This is a genomic window from Geodermatophilus sp. SYSU D00696 (assembly GCF_054050235.1).
Window position 1 is genome coordinate 53716 of the sequence record NZ_JBJGYY010000005.1, and the last position, 16075, is coordinate 69790.

12 protein-coding genes and 1 tRNA gene are annotated in these 16075 nt (G+C 75.0%); 2 read left to right on the forward strand and 11 right to left on the reverse strand.

The window, feature by feature from the left end; all coding sequences use genetic code 11:
- Window positions 1-70: 70 nt before the first annotated feature.
- From ACI79O_RS04980 to ACI79O_RS05025, 10 genes are all read right to left on the reverse strand, one after another.
- The gene (locus ACI79O_RS04980; protein WP_456913499.1) at window positions 71-4303 is read right to left on the reverse strand and encodes a PKD domain-containing protein; all 4233 of its coding nucleotides are present in this window, start codon (window positions 4301-4303) and stop codon (window positions 71-73) included.
- A 226-nt stretch (window positions 4304-4529) separates the two neighbouring features.
- Window positions 4530-5201 carry a hypothetical protein gene (locus tag ACI79O_RS04985; protein WP_456913500.1) on the reverse strand — a complete coding sequence of 224 codons (672 nt, stop codon included), beginning with the start codon at window positions 5199-5201 and terminating at the stop codon, window positions 4530-4532.
- Entirely contained in the window at window positions 5198-5947 is a 750-nt protein-coding gene (locus tag ACI79O_RS04990; RefSeq protein WP_456913501.1) for a CDP-alcohol phosphatidyltransferase family protein, read from the reverse strand. Before ACI79O_RS04990 ends, ACI79O_RS04985 begins: the two co-directional genes overlap by 4 nt.
- Window positions 5944-7209, reverse strand: a complete 1266-nt coding sequence (locus ACI79O_RS04995) for a DUF1972 domain-containing protein (RefSeq protein ID WP_456913502.1) — start codon at window positions 7207-7209, stop codon at window positions 5944-5946. The genes ACI79O_RS04990 and ACI79O_RS04995 overlap by 4 nt, the downstream gene beginning before the upstream one ends.
- A gap of 148 nt (window positions 7210-7357) precedes the next feature.
- Window positions 7358-8695 (reverse strand): sugar transferase, encoded by a 1338-nt coding sequence (locus ACI79O_RS05000; protein ID WP_456887341.1) that lies wholly within the window; start codon window positions 8693-8695, stop codon window positions 7358-7360.
- Between the two features lie 339 nt (window positions 8696-9034).
- Window positions 9035-9592 (reverse strand): aminoacyl-tRNA hydrolase, encoded by a 558-nt coding sequence (gene pth, locus ACI79O_RS05005; RefSeq protein ID WP_456913535.1) that lies wholly within the window; start codon window positions 9590-9592, stop codon window positions 9035-9037.
- Between the two features lie 101 nt (window positions 9593-9693).
- Window positions 9694-10398, reverse strand: coding sequence for a 50S ribosomal protein L25/general stress protein Ctc (locus ACI79O_RS05010; protein WP_456875000.1), 705 nt, complete (start codon window positions 10396-10398; stop codon window positions 9694-9696).
- 232 nt (window positions 10399-10630) lie between these two features.
- On the reverse strand, window positions 10631-11611 hold the full coding sequence (locus tag ACI79O_RS05015; protein ID WP_456874999.1) for a ribose-phosphate diphosphokinase: 981 nt from the start codon (window positions 11609-11611) through the stop codon (window positions 10631-10633).
- A 13-nt stretch (window positions 11612-11624) separates the two neighbouring features.
- Window positions 11625-13127, reverse strand: a complete 1503-nt coding sequence (gene glmU / locus ACI79O_RS05020) for a bifunctional UDP-N-acetylglucosamine diphosphorylase/glucosamine-1-phosphate N-acetyltransferase GlmU (RefSeq protein ID WP_456913503.1) — start codon at window positions 13125-13127, stop codon at window positions 11625-11627.
- A gap of 56 nt (window positions 13128-13183) precedes the next feature.
- Window positions 13184-13256: transfer RNA gene (locus tag ACI79O_RS05025), tRNA-Gln, on the reverse strand.
- Window positions 13257-13445: 189 nt separating this feature from the next.
- On the opposite strand from ACI79O_RS05025, the gene ACI79O_RS05030 reads away from it, so the two are divergent.
- Window positions 13446-14429: an acyl-CoA desaturase gene (locus ACI79O_RS05030; protein WP_456887343.1), complete on the forward strand. Its 984-nt coding sequence runs from the start codon at window positions 13446-13448 to the stop codon at window positions 14427-14429.
- A gap of 59 nt (window positions 14430-14488) precedes the next feature.
- Window positions 14489-15091, forward strand: coding sequence for a TetR/AcrR family transcriptional regulator (locus ACI79O_RS05035; protein WP_456887344.1), 603 nt, complete (start codon window positions 14489-14491; stop codon window positions 15089-15091).
- Between the two features lie 6 nt (window positions 15092-15097).
- On the opposite strand, the gene ACI79O_RS05040 is transcribed toward ACI79O_RS05035, so the two are convergent.
- A complete protein-coding gene (locus tag ACI79O_RS05040; RefSeq protein ID WP_456887345.1) occupies window positions 15098-16057 on the reverse strand; it encodes a 4-(cytidine 5'-diphospho)-2-C-methyl-D-erythritol kinase in 960 nt (319 codons plus the stop codon).
- Window positions 16058-16075: the final 18 nt, after the last annotated feature.

Sequence of the window (16075 nt, forward strand, 5' to 3'; positions counted from 1 at the left end):
GAGGGTCACCGCGGGACGACCTCACCCCCGGCGGTGACCCGCCGGGGGTGAGGTCGTCATCGCCATGGGGTCACGGCGTGGGCGGTGCCTGCCCCGTCTGGCCGACCCACAGGTCGTCCAGGCGGAGGTCCTGGCGACGGGTGGCGCTGCTGGAGGTGTACACCTCCAGGGACAGCGCACCCGGCCGCTGCAGCGCGGCGGTGGTGTCGGTGGCGGTCACCGTCCACGCCGCCGGCTCGGCCGTGCCCGCCGGCCAGACCTTGGCCCGCAGCGCCGTGCCCTCCAGCTCCAGCCGCACGGTCAGCGCCGTGCCCGGCGTGTACGTGCCGGTCAGCCGCTGGGAGGCCAGCACCGTCTCCGCACCGTCCATCGTCCGGTCCAGGCGGACGTCGACCACGCCGGTGCTCTGGAAGCGCACCGTGACCCGCTGGTCGGTGGTGCCCACCTTGCGCCCGCTCAGGGACACCCAGGACCCCGTCCCCGTCGCCGCCTGCGGCAGCGTGACCTCCGCCTGCACCGACACGTCCTGACCGGACACCGTGCCCAGCGTCGCGGCCACCGTGCGGCCGATACCGCCGCTGAGCTGACCGGCCCCGCCGGTCACCGACGAGATCGCCGAGCTGCCGGTCACCGTCCACGCCCCGCCGCGGTCGGCGGTGCCCCACCCGGAGGTGACGCTCCGCTCGAAGGCGTCCGCGGCCACCGGCTGCACGCCCGGCTCGGGCGCCGGCGCGGTCACCGTGACCTGCCGGGTGACCGTGCCGGTGGCACCGTCGTCGTCGGTGACGGTCAGCCGCACCGTGTAGGTGCCGGCCGCCGCGTAGGTGTGCGAGGCCGTGGCGCCGGTGCCGGTGGCCCCGTCGCCGAAGTCCCACGCGAACCCGGCCACGGTGCCGTCGGTGTCGGCCGACGTCGAGCCGTCCACCGACACCCGCAGGTCCGCCACCGAGGTGGTGAACGCCGCCGTCGGGGCGGCGTTCGGTGCCGGGTCGACGACCGTGCCGGGCCGCTCGGCGCGCAGGTTGTCCAACCGGACGACCTGACCGCGCGTGGCGGTGCCCGACGTGTACACGTCCAGGAACAGCGCACCCGGCCGCTGCAGCGCGGCGGTGGTGTCGGTGGCGGTCACCGTCCACGCCGCCGGCTCGGCCGTGCCCGCCGGCCAGGCCTTGGCCCGCAGCGCCGTGCCCACGATCTCCAGCCGCACGGTCAGCGCGGTACCGGGGGTGTAGGTACCGGCCAGACGCTGGGTGGCCAGGATCGTCTCCGATCCGCCGATCACCCGGTACAGGTAGAGGTCCGTCTCACCGGTGCTGCGGAACCGCAGCGTCGCCCGGTAGTCGTCGCCGGCCACCTGCCGACCGCCGAGGTAGACGTAGGTGCCGCCTCCGGTGGCCGCCTGCACCAGGGTCAGGTCGGCCTGGATCGCGACGTCCTGCGCGGACACCTCACGGAGCGTGGCGCTCACACCGCGGCCGATGCCGCCGCCCAGCTGGCCGGCGCCGCCGGTCACCGAGGAGACGTTCGAGCCGCCGCCCATCGTCCACGCCCCGCCGCGGTCGGCCGACCCCCAACCGGAGGCCACCTCCCGGCCGAAGGCGTCGGCGGCGATGGACCCCGCACCGGCCGGCGCCGGAGCCACGGTCACCTCCCGTGAGGCGTTCGCCGTCGCGCCGTCGTCGTCGGTGACGGTCAGCCGCACCGTGTAGGTGCCCGCCGCGGCGTAGACGTGCGAGGCCGTGGCACCGGTGCCGGTCGCCCCGTCGCCGAAGTCCCACGCGTACGTGCTGACGGTGCCGTCGGCGTCCCGGGACGACGTTGCGTCGACCGCCACGGTCAGGTCGCGCGCAGCCGCGGTGAACGCTGCTGTCGGCGCGACGTTCGGGGCCTGGCCGGTCCGGCCGGCGCTGTCGTGCGCCGCCACCCGCTCCGCCGAGAGGGCCGTCGAGTAGACGGCGACCTCGTCGATCTGGCCGGCGAACCAGTCCAGGCCGCTGGCCCAGCTGCGGTCGCCCCCGACCCGCCAGTAACCGGTGATCGGGTCGGCTCGGACGACATCGGCACGCCTGCCGACGAGCTGCCCGTCCACGTAGAGCGACAGGCCTGCAGGGCCGAGGCTGCCGGCCACGTGGTGCCATCGTCCGTCGTTGTACGCGCCGCTCGTGGTGATCGTCTGCCCGGCGCCGTTGTAGACGCCGAAGGACACCCGGCCCTGCGCGTCCATGTAGACGTGCCGGTCGTACAAGGTGCTCAGGCCGGTTCGGGCGTTGCCGAAGCCGACGATCTTCCCGCCGGCGCTCGAGGTGGTCTGGAACCAGGCCTCGACGGTGAACACCTGCGGGCTGACCACGGCCGTCTGCGTCGCGAGTGACCCGGCGGAGGTCCCGTTGAAGCGGTAGGCCCGGTCGGTGTCACCGGCGATCGCGCCGGTCTGGTTGCGCGTGACGCCCGTGCTGACCGTCATGTCCTGCGCCTGACTGCCCAGCCGGTCGTATGCCAGCGACCCGGACGTCTCTCCCAGTGGCCAGTGGCTCTGGGCGCCGTCCGAGGCGACCACCTGCGCGTACGGGCGGTCGGCGCTGCTGTTCGAGGCGCCCACGGTGGCCGTCGCCCAGGTGGAGGTCAGCCGGTTGCCGGCCGGATCGCTCGCGACCACGACGTAGCGGTGGGATCCGGCGGCGGCGCCCGTGTCGGAACAGCCGTAGGTGGGCAGCTGCCACCACTGGGAGGGGCGGGTGACCTGGCAGACCGGGGTGCCGGACTCGGCGTCCCGGTACACCCGGTAGGTCAGGTGCTCGTTGTCCCGGTCGTGCACGGCCCGCCACGTGATGCGGACGGCTCCGGGGAGCATGGTGACGGTCGGCGCGAAGGTGCCGGTCGCCCGGGGGGCGACCCGGTTGGGCGCCGAGGACGGGACGGCGAAGCGCACGAGTCCCTGCTGCTCGGAGCCGTTGACGCCCGGGAACTCGCCGCCGTAGACGACGTAGTCCCGGTTGCCGGTCACGGACCACCCAGCCTGGTACTGCTGGGTGTAGGTCCCGGAGTAGAAGGTGGGGTACCAGGGCAGCACCGACGGCGCCGGCTTGCCCGCGAAGTTCTGGTTCCTGATGGTGGCGGTGCCCACGGTACCGGCCGGGGCGAGCGAGAGACTCGTCCCGAACATGTTGACCCGCGGGTCCTGCTCGGGGAAGCCGCCGATGTTGCTGCAGGCGTGGGCGTGCGTGGCGTGGTAGACGACGCCGTTGACCGCGAACGCGCTGTAGGTGTCGCCTCGGCAGTCGTTGATCCAGCGGACCGCGCCGCCGTCCGCGGCTGCGGCGAAGGAGCCCTCGAGGTTGCCCGGGCCGTAGAAGTCGTATCCCGTGCCGTAGACGTTCGTACCGTCGGTGCTCAGGCTCCAGATCGCGGAGTTGACGCCCTGGTTGGTGATCAGTGAGTTGACGGCGAAGGGCCGGGTGGCGCCGGTGGCGCCGTCGAGAGCGCCCACGCCGGTCGCCTTCACGCCGTTGAGCGAGTCGAAGCGGCCGGCGACGACGACCTGGCCGTTGCTGCCCGCGACCACCATCGCCAGCACGTAGTTGCTCGTCTGCGCGTTCTTCACCGGCTCGTTCGGCAGCCAGTTGCCCGCCGTGGACCCGACGCCAGGGCGCGGAGCCCAGGGCAGCAGAGCCCCGTTGCTCGCCGACACGGCGGCCAGGCGCTCACGGGCGGTCGACCCGACGGCACTGAACTCACCGCCGAGGTAGACGGTCGAGTTCGTCGCCGCGACCGCGCGCACGGTGCTGTTGGCCGCCGGACGGAACGTGCTCACGAGCTGGCCGGTCGCGGTGTCGTAGGCGGCGATGCGCGAGCGTGCCTGACCGTTGGCCTGGGTGAAGGAGCCACCCACGTAGACGCGGGAACCGTCGGGCGACGCGGCGAGCGCCAGCGCCTGCCCGTTGAGGTCCGGTGCGAAGGAGGTGATCAGCGCGCCCGTGCGGATGTCGTAGGCGAGCATGTTGTTGCGCACCGTCTCCTGCGTGCCGGGCGCGGCACCAGCCGGGCGGGCCCGCGTGAAGCTGCCGGCCACGTACACGGTGTCGCCGACCACGAGCTGCGCCCAGGCGACCCCGTTGATCTGCACGGTCGGCAGTGGATCGGCCGTGACCGTGGTCGGTGTGACGGGGTTGGACGGGTCCAGGGGAGCCGAGTCGGCCCGGGCGATCCCGGGGACCAGCACCGCCCCGACCACTCCGGTGACCATCAAGAAGGCGACCACGGCCGCCAGCAGCGACCTGGGCCCAGCCGCGAAACGTTCAGACATCGAAGTACTTCCCCCGCTCATCCCGTGGTGCCGGCCTGCCGTGCTGACCGGCAGGCGGACACTAAGCGTGACGACCAGGTCGGTGGCATCCCCTGATGCGGTGACACAGCGTGACACGAATGCAGTGAGGCGGGCCCTTGTCTCACTCAACGTGAGGCCACGACGAACGACCGCAGGGTCCCGGCCGAACGGCCGGGACCCTGCGTGACGACGTGCTCGGTGGCGATCAGGCGGCCGAGCCGGTGAAGACGGCGTAGGGAGCCCCGGGCTGGTAGCCCACGGAGACGGTCACCGTGTCGCGCGTCTCCGTGGGTACACCGAACACGTAGACGCCCTCGGCGGTCTCCCCCGGTTCCAGCATGCCGGCGACCGAGGCGGCCGACGGGTCATCGAGGGGCGACCCCGGCACCCGCTCGGTGCCGTAGCTGAGGTCGACGGCCACACCGGACAGGTCGACCGCGTCTGCCGTCCGGTTGTCGAACCGGACGGTGATCCGCAGTGCGGGCCCTCCCACGTTGCCCGGACCGAGACCGCTGCCCTCGATCGCCTCGATGCCCTCGAGGGTGACCGCGACGTCGTCGTCCACCGTCACGGAGCTGTCCAGCGGCACCGGCGGCAGGCCGGGCGGCAGCTCGTCCGCGTCGGTCGTCGGCCCCGTCGGCTGGGGGGTGGCCGAGGGCTCCGCAGGACCCGGCGTCGTCGGATCCGACGCGGTGGTGGGGACGGCGGCCGATGACGTCGCCGCCGCGTCGGTCCCGCCGGGTCCGCCGTCGTCGCCTCGGCCGCCGGTCAGGAACAACGCGGCCACCGCCAGACCGATGGTGAGCGCGGCGGCGGACCAGGCGAGGAGCCGCCCCCGGCGGACCCGCCCCGTCGTCTGGTGCGTGGAGGTGCTCATCGTGGCAACCTGCCCATCTCTCGGAACCACTTGACCGACCCCAGGGCCAGGTGCCCCGCCGTCGCCAGGAAGAGCGTGGCGTAGACGGACAGGAAGACCGCCGGGTTGCCCCACAACAGGAACGACAGGGCGAGGACGCCGTAGTCGGTGGGGAGCGACAGCAACGACCGGCGCAGGGACGGCGTCGCCGTCGACGGCTGCGCGCGCGTCGCGACCCCGTGCTGGGCGCGCAGGGCCTCGTTGAGCAGCATCGCGAAGAACAGCACACCGTCGGCGATGCAGTAACCGATCGGGACCAGCAGCAGCGGTCCGGCCTCGACGGCCACGAACCGGTACAGCGCGACCAGCACGGCCAGGTGGAGGGCCAGCAGCTTGGCCGCGTCGACCATGTGGTCGAGCCACTCCCCCGCCGGCGACCCGCCACCGCGCAGCCGGGCGAGCTGCCCGTCGGCGGCGTCCAGGGCGTAGCCGAGCACCAGGCACGCAGCCACGGCCAGGCCCACGGGCACCGAGGGCGGCACCAGCACGACCAGCGCGATGCCCGTGGCGGTGAACGCGGCGCTGACCGCGGTGACCGCGTTGGGCGTGAGCCCGGCGTGGAACGCCATCCCGGCGAAGAGCCGGCCCAGCGGCCGGTTGACGAACCGCGAGTAGGCCGGTGCGCCGGCGACGCCCTTCTGCGCAGCGGCCAGTCGGCGCAGCGTCGTCCGCAGGTCCGCGGTGGGGTGCTGGACGGTGGCGGTCACTGCTGGGCCGCCGGGAGGTCCTCGTGTCCCCACTGCACCGGCGGTGCCGGCGGGCGCAGCGGCACCACGTCGGCGACCCGTGCCGAGACGTCCCGCCGGCCGGGCGGCAGGTCCGCGTCGGTCGGCCTGCGCCGGCCGCTGGGGCGCCGGCGGGGCACGTCCCGCGCGGCCAGGCGCCGGGCGAGCTGCTCGTAGCCGTCGGCGACCTCGTCCCAGTCGTAGCGCGCGGCCAGGGCGCGGGCCCGGCGGCCGGCCCGGCGGGTGCCCTCCGGGTCGGCCTCGACGGAGGCGATCTGCCGGGCGACGTCCTGCGGCGTGCGGAAGAAGCGGCCCGAGTCGCGGACGACCTCGCGGTTGAAGTCGACGTCGTAGGCGGTGACCGCCGCGCCGGCGCCGATGGCCCGCAGCAGCGAGGGGTTGGTGCCGCCGACCGAGTGCCCGTGCAGGTAGGTGGCACAGTGGGCGTAGAGCTGGTCGAGCAGCTCCTGGTCCCAGACGCCGCCGAGGAAGCGCACCCGCTCGTCGGCCAGCGCGTGCACCCGCCGGGTGTAGGCGTCGGCGTAGGGCGCCGACCCGACGACGACCAGCGGCTTGGCGGCGTCGCTGGCGACGTAGCCCTCGACGACGACGTCGACGTGGTTCTCCGGCTCGAAGCGGGCCACCACCAGGTGGTAGCCGCCGGGCTCGAGGCCGACCTCGGCCAGCTCGTCGGAACCGGGGCTGATGAGCGGGGCGCCGTAGGTCAGCAGCGTCGTGGGGGCGCCGAAGGCGGTCCGGTAGTACTCGGCGATGCCCTCGGCGTCGGCGATGAGCACGTCCGACCAGCGCACCGCCAGCGACTCGGCGACGCGGTAGTACCGCCGGCCCACCGGCCCCCACTTGGCCCGCTTCCACTCCAGCCCGTCGACGTGGGTGGCGACGGGGATGCGGGCGGCGCGCACGGCCGGCAGCAGCGGGGCGTTGGCCGCGTTGAACACGATCGCGGCGTCGGTGCGGTGGGTGAGCAGGTGCCGGACCGACAGCGCGGTGTGGCTGAGCGTCTCCAGCGACCGGCGGTGGGCGGCCGGCAGGTGCACGAGCTCCATGCCCAGGTGCTCGGCGGGCGGCGCCTCGGCGACACCCGGGGACGTGCGGCAGTAGACGACGACCCGGTGCCCGCGGTCGGCGAGCCTGCGGCCGACCTCCTCGACCGCGGTCTCGAAGCCGCCGTAGCGCGCCGGCACGCCACGGGTGCCCACCAGGGCGAGGCTCAAGCGGTCCATCGGTCGCGTCCTTCCGTCGGTGCGGAGCAGGAGACGGTCGGCCCGCTCCGCGCACAACGGCGCGGACCGACGGTAGGGAGCGGAGCGGTCCCCCCTCCTCCCCCGTCCGGGTGGGACCGGGGTGAGAGCAGGGGGACGACGGCGGCCGCTAGTAGGCGCCCGAGCGGCTGAGCACCGCGCGGAAGGTCTTGACGAGGATCAGCGCGTCCAGCGCCAGCGACCAGTTCTCGACGTAGCGCAGGTCGAGGCGGACCGACTCCTCCCACGACAGGTCGCTGCGCCCGGAGATCTGCCACAGCCCGGTGAGTCCGGGCCGGACCAGCAGCCGCCGGCTGACCGAGGAGTCGTAGCGCGCGACCTCGCGGGGCAGCGGCGGCCGCGGGCCGACCAGCGACATCGAGCCGCCGAGCACGTTGAGCAGCTGCGGGAGCTCGTCGAGGGACAGGCGGCGCAGCCAGCGGCCGACGCGGGTGACCCGGGGGTCGGTGCGCATCTTGAACAGCAGGCCGTCGGAGATGTTCTGCTCCTGCAGCGCGTCGACCTGGCGGTCGGCGTCGACCACCATGCTGCGGAACTTGAGCATGGTGAACCGCCGGCCGTTCACGCCCACCCGCTCCTGGCGGTAGAGGACCGGGCCGGGGCTGTCGAGCCGCACGGCCAGCGCCAGGGCCAGCAGTAGCGGCGCCAGCACCACCAGCGCCAGGGCCGCGGCGACCCGGTCGACCCCTCCCTTGACCAGCCGGCCCCAGCCGCCGAAGCGCGGCTGCTCGACCGAGAGCAGGGGCAGCCCCTCGAACGGGCGGATGTGCAGCCGCGGGCCGGCGACCTCGATCAGGCCGGGCGCGACGAGCATCTCGACGCCGGTGCCCTCCAGCTGCCACGACAGCCGGCGGAGGTACTCGGCGGCGGTCTCACTCGCCGAGGTGACCGCGACGGCGTCGGCCCCCAGCCGCTCGGCGGTCTCGGCGACGTCGTCGAGGCCGCCGACCGGGACGCCGAGCCGGTCGGCGACGCGGGCCCGGCTCTCCGGGGTGACGCAGGCACCGACGACCTGCAGCCCGGCGTACTTCGCCCGGGTCACCGCGGTGGCCAGCTCGACGACGGCGCCGCCTCGCCCGACGAGGACGACCCGCTTGGTGCAGGCGCCGCGGGACTGCCGCCGGCGCAGCGCGCACCGGGCGGCGTAGCGACCGACGAGGGTGAGGAGGGTGAGCACGGGCACGGCCGGCAGCACCAGTGCGCGGCTGAGCTCGAGGTCGCCGGCGAAGGAGACGACACCGGCCAGTGCGAGCAGCAGGAAGCCGGCCCGGCCGACGCGGCGGTACTCGTCGCTGCCGGTGCCGAACACCCGCTCCTCGTGGGCGCCGGTGCCCAGCAGCAGCAGCGGCCAGGCGAGCACCAGCCCGGCGGCGGTCAGCAGCGGCGCGGAGCCGGGGGACGGCTGCGCCGCGAGCACCCCGGCACAGGCGGTCAGGGCGGCGGCCACGTCGAGGCCGTGCAGGGCCGCGGAGTAGCGGCCGGCCCACCGGCGGGCGGGCGCCCGCCGGACGGCGGGCAGGCCAGCAGCGGAGGCGGGGGCCCGACGCGGAGTCGGGAGCGTCGGCGTCGAGCTCCCCGGTCCGGTCGCGTGGTGGTGGTCCAGTAGCACGTCTCCCCCTCGTCACTCCCCGTGCGCACGGGGAACAGAGGTCACGCTCGGTGCGCAATGCCTTCGCCGCGCCCTGCGTGCTGCTCCCCCGACGCTCGGAGAACACTCACAGAGCGTGACAGGAGGGTCAATGCGGAGAGTGACTGTTCACCCGAAGGAGGAGACGCGGCGGGGGACTCAGCTGCGCGGGTGGACGACGTTCTGGGCCGCCTCGAGCCCGCGCGCCACCAGCTCCTCGGCGGCGTCGGCGGCCTCGGCGACCAGCAGGTCGAGCTCCTTGCGCTCGGTCGCGGAGAAGTCCCTGAGGACGAAGTCGGCGGGGTCCTGGCGGCCGGGTGGGCGGCCGATGCCGACCCGCACGCGCAGGTAGTCGCGGGTGCCCGTGGAACGGCTGATCGAGCGCAGGCCGTTGTGCCCGCCCTCGCCGCCGCCGCGCTTGAGCCGGACCGCGGCGAAGGGGAGGTCGAGCTCGTCGTGCACGACGACGAGGTCGGTGGCCGGCAGCTTGTGGTAGTCGAGCAGCCCGCGCACGGGGCCGCCGGACTCGTTCATGTACGTCGTCGGCCGGGCCAGGACGACGCGGCGCCCGGCCAGCCGGCCCTCGCCGGCCAGCGCGCGGGCGCGGGCGCCCTTCCCGGCGGCCAGCCGCACGCCGGCGCGGGCGGCGAGCTCGTCGAGCACCATGGCGCCGACGTTGTGCCGGTTGCCGGCGTAGCCCGGACCGGGGTTGCCCAGCCCGACGACGAGGAAGGGTCCCTCGGAGGGGAGGGACGCCGCAGGGGCGCCGGCGGGTGCGCCGGCGCCCCTGCGGGACGTGCTCTCGGTCAGCGGGGACCTCAGCTGTTCTCGGTCGACTCGATCGACTCGCCGCCGCCCTGCGCCATGGGCTCGGGGACGACGTCGCCCTCGCCGACGCCCTCCTCGGCGGGCGCGGACTCCTCGCGCTCGATGCCGGCCTCGGCCTCGGCCTCGGCGAGCTCGGCGTCGAGCTGCTCGGCGGTCGGGGCGGCCATGACGTTGACGACCAGGGCCTCGGGGTCGGTGAGCACGGTGGCCCCGCCGGAGAGGGTCAGCTCGCCGGCGGTGACGCCGTGGCCGGCCTCGCGGCCGGTGACGTCGACCTCGACGGTCTCGGGGATGGCGGTGGCGGGGGCCTCGACCGAGACGGTGTTCAGCTCGACGCTGACCAGGGTCTCGGAGGCGGCCTCGCCCACGACGGTCACCGGGACGTCGACGGTGACGCGCTCGCCGCGGCGGACGACGAGCAGGTCGACGTGCTCGTGCACGCGGGTGAGCGGGTCGCGCTGGACGGACTTGGTGAGCGCGAGCTGCTCGGTGCCGTCGAGGACGACGGTGATCAGGGCGTTGGTGCCGCCGTTGCGCAGCGCCGCGGCGAACTCGCGGGCCGGCAGCGACAGGTGGACGACGTCCTGGCCGTGCCCGTACAGGACGGCGGGGATGCGGCCCGCGCGGCGGGTCCGGCGGGCGCTGCCCTTGCCGAACTCGGTGCGGGCCTCGGCGACGAGGCGGAAGTCAGCCACGGTGGTGTGCTCCTCTGGTGGATCGGCCGGTGTGCCGGCGGCCGCGCGCGGCACACCCACTCGGAGCACACGCACGTCGATCACGGAGTCGGACGGACCGCTCCCTCGCCGGGCGCTGCCATGCTACCCGGCCGCCGGCCGGGTGACCGCGGCCAGGTGCCGTCCCCTGCTGCGCTGGGCCCTCCCCGTCCGGCCTCGGGACGCCCTCCGGGCCCCCGCTCGGCACGGACCGTCAGCTGGCGCCGCCGAAGAGGCTGGTGACCGAGCCGTCCTCGAAGACCTCCTTGATCGCCCGCGCGAGCAGCGGGGCGATCGACAGGACGGTGAGCTTGTCGAACTGGCGGGCCGGCTCGATGGGCAGCGTGTTGGTCACGATGACCTCGCTGATCTTGCTGTTCTTCAGCCGGTCGACGGCGGCGCCGGACAGCACCCCGTGGGTGGCGCAGACGATGACGTCGGCGGCGCCGGCCTCGAACAGCGTCTCGGCGGCCTTCACGATCGTGCCGCCGGTGTCGATCATGTCGTCGAGGAGGATGCAGACGCGGCCCTCGACCTCGCCGACGACGCGGTTGGCGACCACCTCGTTGGGCCGCATGGGGTCGCGGGTCTTGTGGATGAAGGCCAGCGGGACACCGCCCAGCTTGTCGCTCCACCGCTCGGAGACCCGGACCCGCCCGGAGTCCGGGGACACGACCGTGATGTCGCGGTCGCCCCACCGGTCCTGCACGTGGCCGCTGAGCAGCTCCAGGGCGAACAGGTGGTCGACCGGGCCGTCGAAGAAGCCCTGGATCTGGGCGGTGTGCAGGTCGACGGTCATGAGCCGGTCGGCACCGGCGGTCTTGTACATGTCGGCGACCAGGCGGGCCGAGATCGGCTCGCGGCCGCGGTGCTTCTTGTCCTGCCGGGCGTAGGGGAAGAACGGGGCCACCACGGTGATCCGCTTGGCCGAGGCGCGCTTGAGCGCGTCGACCATGATCAGCTGCTCCATGAGCCAGGTGTTGATCGGCGCGGTGTGGCTCTGCACGACGAAGGCGTCGCAGCCGCGCACCGACTCCTCGAACCGCACGAACAGCTCGCCGTTGGCAAACTCGTAGGCCGCCGTCGGCGTCGGCGTCACGCCCAGGTGGCCGGCGATCTCCGCCGCCAGCTCCGGGTAGGCCCTGCCGGAGAAGAGCATCAGGCTCTTGCTGGTGGTCTGCCGGATCGCGCTCATCGGCTGTGTGCCCCTACCGCTCGTGGTCCGCTTCGGGCTCCGCCGGTCGGTCCGGGATGTCATCCACGGCCCGGCTCCCGGCCGTGCCTCCGGCCGTCGCTGCTGCTGCAGCCCTCGCGGCGGCCGTCCCCGGACGGCGCCGCCGCACCCAGCCTGCCACATTGCGCTGCGCGGCCCGCGCCACACCCATGGCCCCCGGCGGCACGTCCTCGGTGATCACCGAGCCGGCGGCGGTGTAGGCGCCGTCGCCGACCGTGACCGGGGCCACGAGCATCGTGTCCGACCCGATGCGCACCTCGTCGCCGATCGTCGTGTGGTGCTTGGCCACGCCGTCGTAGTTGACGAAGACCGTGGCCGCGCCGATGTTGGCGCCGCGCCCGATCGTCGCGTCGCCGACGTAGGACAGGTGCGGCACCTTCGAGTCCTCGCCCACCTGCGCGTTCTTCGTCTCGACGAACGCGCCCACCTTGGCGCCCCCGGCCAGCCGGGTCCCCGGCCGCAGGTAGCTGAAGGGGCCGACCGAGGCCCGCGGGCCCACGACCGCGCCGAGGACGTGCGAGCGGACGACGGCGGCGCCCTCCTCGACGGTGGTGTCGACCAGCGTGGTGTCGGGCCCGACGACGGCGCCGGTGGCCACCGACGTCGTCCCGCGCAGGTGCACCCCCGGCTCGAGCAGGGCGTCGGGCGCGACGGTGGCGGTGACGTCGACCCAGGTCGTGGCCGGGTCGACGACGGTGACCCCGGAGCGCATCAGCGCGTCGAGCACGCGGTCGTTGAGGGTGCGGCGGCGGGCGGCGAGTTCGACCCGGTCGTTGCAGCCGAGCACGTCGGCCGGGTCCTCGGCGCGGACGGCGGCGACCGGCGCCCCGCCCTCGACCAGCGGGGCCAGCGCGTCGGTGAGGTACTGCTCGCCCTGCGCGTTGTCGGTGGCCAGGCCGGCGAGCACCCGCCGCAGGGTCGCGGCGTTCGCGACGTAGACCCCCGCGTTGACCTCGCGGATCGCCCGCTGCTCGGCGGTGGCGTCGCGCTCCTCGACGATCGCCCGGGGCGCACCGCGCCCGTCCCGGACGATCCGGCCCAGCCCGGCCGGGTCCCCCACCTCGGCCGTGAGCACGGTGAAGACGCTGCCGGCCGCGGTGTGCGCCGCCACCAGCGACGCCAGCGTGCCGGCCGTGAGCAGCGGCGCGTCGCCGTTGACCACGAGAACCGGTCCCTCGAGGTCGGGGGCGGCGTCCAGGGCGACCCGCGCGGCGTGCCCGGACCCGAGCTGCTCCTCCTGCAGCACCGCCCGGGCGCCGGGCGCGACCGCGGCCAGGTGCTCCTCGACGGCCGCGCGGCCCGACCCGACGACCACCAGGGTGGTGCCGGCGCCCAGCGGCGCGGCGGCGGCCAGCACGTGGCCGAGCATCGAGCGCCCGCCGAGCTCGTGGAGCACCTTCGGCGTGGCCGACCGCATCCGGGTGCCCTGCCCCGCGGCGAGGACGACGACGGCGGCGACTGCCTGCTGGGGGCTCACGGATCTCCTCCGACGGTGGGACCGCCGGCGGTCGCACCGGCGCTGCTGGGACGCTGCTGGGGGACTCGGACTCGAACCGAGACCTCCCGGCTCCAAAGGCCGGCGGGCTGCCGATTACCCCATCCCCCACCGCGGCGCCGCCCCCGCGCGGCACCGACCGCCCGAGCCTAGGGGCCGCGCCGGGCGGAGGCACGGCCTGCCCGGGCCCCGGGGCTCGGACGGCGGGTGTGCCTACGGTCACGTAGGTTACGGCCAGCCAGCCGCCGGTCGTCGAGAGACGCGCGACCCGCGACGGACCACGACTGGAGGCTCCCGCCCGTGTCCGCTCCCTCTCTGACCCGGCCGACGGCGTTCCGTCCCGCCGACCCCGACGCCGGGCTGCCGGCCGGCGCCTACGGCAAGGAGAAGGGCCACCTCGAGCAGCTGGTCCTCTACGTCTTCGTCGTGGTGCCCTTCGTCGCCCTCGCCGCCGTCGTGCCGGTCGTGTGGGGCTGGGGCCTGTCCTGGCTCGACGTCGCGCTGTTCGCGGCCTTCTACTTCGTCCCGCTGCTCGGGGTGACCGTGGGCTACCACCGCCACTTCACCCACGGGTCGTTCAAGGCGAGCCGGCCGCTGCGGATCGCGCTGGCGATCACCGGCTGCATGGCGATCCAGGGTCCGGTCGTGCAGTGGGTGGCCGACCACCGCCGCCACCACGCCTTCTCCGACCGCGAGGGCGACCCGCACTCGCCGTGGCGCTACGGCACCGACGCCCGGGCGCTGCTCAAGGGGATGTTCCACGCGCACCTGGGCTGGCTGTTCGACCGGCGGCAGACCAACGCCGCCCGCTACGCCCCCGACCTGCTCAAGGACCGCGGCCTGGTGGTGACCAGCCGGCTGTTCAGCCTGTGGGCGTTCCTCAGCCTGGCCCTGCCCGCCGCGATCGGCGGCCTGGTGACCCAGAGCTGGATCGGTGCCTGGAGCGCCTTCTTCTGGGCCGGGCTGGTGCGCACGGGGCTGCTGCACCACGTCACCTGGTCGATCAACTCGGTCTGCCACGTGGTGGGCGCCCGGCCCTTCGCCTCGCGCGACCGCGCCACCAACTTCTGGCCGCTGGCGATCCTCAGCGCCGGGGAGTCCTGGCACAACCTGCACCACGCCGACCCCACCTGCGCCCGCCACGGCGTGCTGCGGGGGCAGATCGACATCAGCGCCCGGGTCATCTGGCTGTTCGAGAAGCTGGGCTGGGCGCACTCGGTGAAGTGGCCCGACCCGGTGCGCCTGGCCGCGAAGCGGCGGGCGCCCGAGCCCGCCGGGGCCTGAGCGGGCAGGCGGGGCGACCGGTGCCCCCCGGGGACCCCGTGCCCCGGCCACGGGTGCGGATGAGCGGCGCCCAGCGGCGCGAGCAGCTGGTCGCGGTGGGCCGTGCGGTGTTCGCCGAGCGCGGCTACGACGCGACCTCGATCGAGGAGCTCGCCGTCCGCGCGGAAGTGAGCAAACCGGTCGTCTACGAGCACTTCGGCGGCAAGGAGGGCCTCTACACCGCCGTCGTCGACCGGGAGATGCAGCAGCTGCTCGACCGGTTCACGTCGGCCCTGGCCGGGGGCGGCGGGCCCCGGGCGCTGCTGGAGCGGGCGGCCCTGGTGCTGCTGGACTACGTCGAGGACGACACCGACGGCTTCCGGGTGCTCTCCCGCGACTCCCCGGGCTCGGGCGCCTACTCCTCCCTGCTCGGCGAGCTCGCCCGCCGGGTCGAGCACATCCTGGCGGGGCAGTTCGCCGGCCGCGGCCACGACCCGCAGCTCGCCGGCCTCTACAGCTCCGCGCTGGTCGGCATGGTCGCGCTGGTGGGCCAGTGGTGGCTCGAGCACCGCTCCCCCGGCAAGGAGGAGGTCGCCGCCCGGCTGGTGGACCTCGCCTACTCCGGCCTGGCCCACCTCGATCCCCACCCGACGCTGCGCACGACCGGCTCCGGCCGGGCCTGAACGGGCTCAGCCCACCAGCCGCGCGCCCGGCACCGGGCCGTGCACCACCCGGACGGTGCGGAACACGCCCTCCCCCGCGAGCACGGCGGCCAGCCGCAGCGCGGCCTCCTCGTCGTCGGCGAGGGCGGCCACGGTGGGCCCGGAGCCACTGACCAGCGCGCCCGCCGCTCCCGCGTCGGTGGCCGCCCGCAGGGCCCGTCGCAGCGCCGGGCGCAGCGAGAGGGCCGCGGGCTGCAGGTCGTTGGCGAGCGCGGCGGCCAGCGCCGGCGTCGGGCCGCTGCGCAGGGCGGCGAGCACCGGCTCGGAGGCGGGCACCCCGGAGCCGTCGGGGACCCGGCCCGCGGCGCGCAGCCGGTCGAGCTCGGCGTAGACGGCGGGGGTGGACAGGCCACCCGCGGCGATGCCGAGCACCCAGTGCCACTGCCGGCGGGCCAGCACCGGCGTGAGCTGCTCGCCGCGGCCGCTGCCCAGCGCCACCCCGCCGGCCAGGCTGAAGGGCACGTCGCTGCCGAGCCGGGCGGCCAGCCCGGCGAGGTCGCCGCGGGTGGCGTGGGTGCCCCACAGCGCGTCCAGGGCGACCAGGGCGGCCGCGGCGTCGGCGCTGCCCCCGGCCAGCCCGGCGGCGGCCGGGATCGCCTTGTGCACCTCGATGGCGGCGTCGGCGGCCACGCCGGTGTGCTCGGCGAGCAGTTCGGCGGCCTGCCAGACGAGGTTGCGCCGGTCGGTGGGCACGGGGTCGGGCCCCCCGGCCCCCTCTCCGGTCACCGTCACCGACAGCCCGCCCGCGCGCCGCACGGTGACCGTGTCGAGCAGCGAGACGGCCAGGTAGACCGTCTGCAGGGCGTGGAAGCCGTCCTCGCGCAGCGGGCCGACGGCGAGGGAGACGTTGACCTTGGCCGGCGCGTGCGCGGTGACCGCGCCGTCGCCCCGGCTGTGCCCGGCCCCGCCGGGCGACGACCAGCTCATGACGACCGGCTCACGACG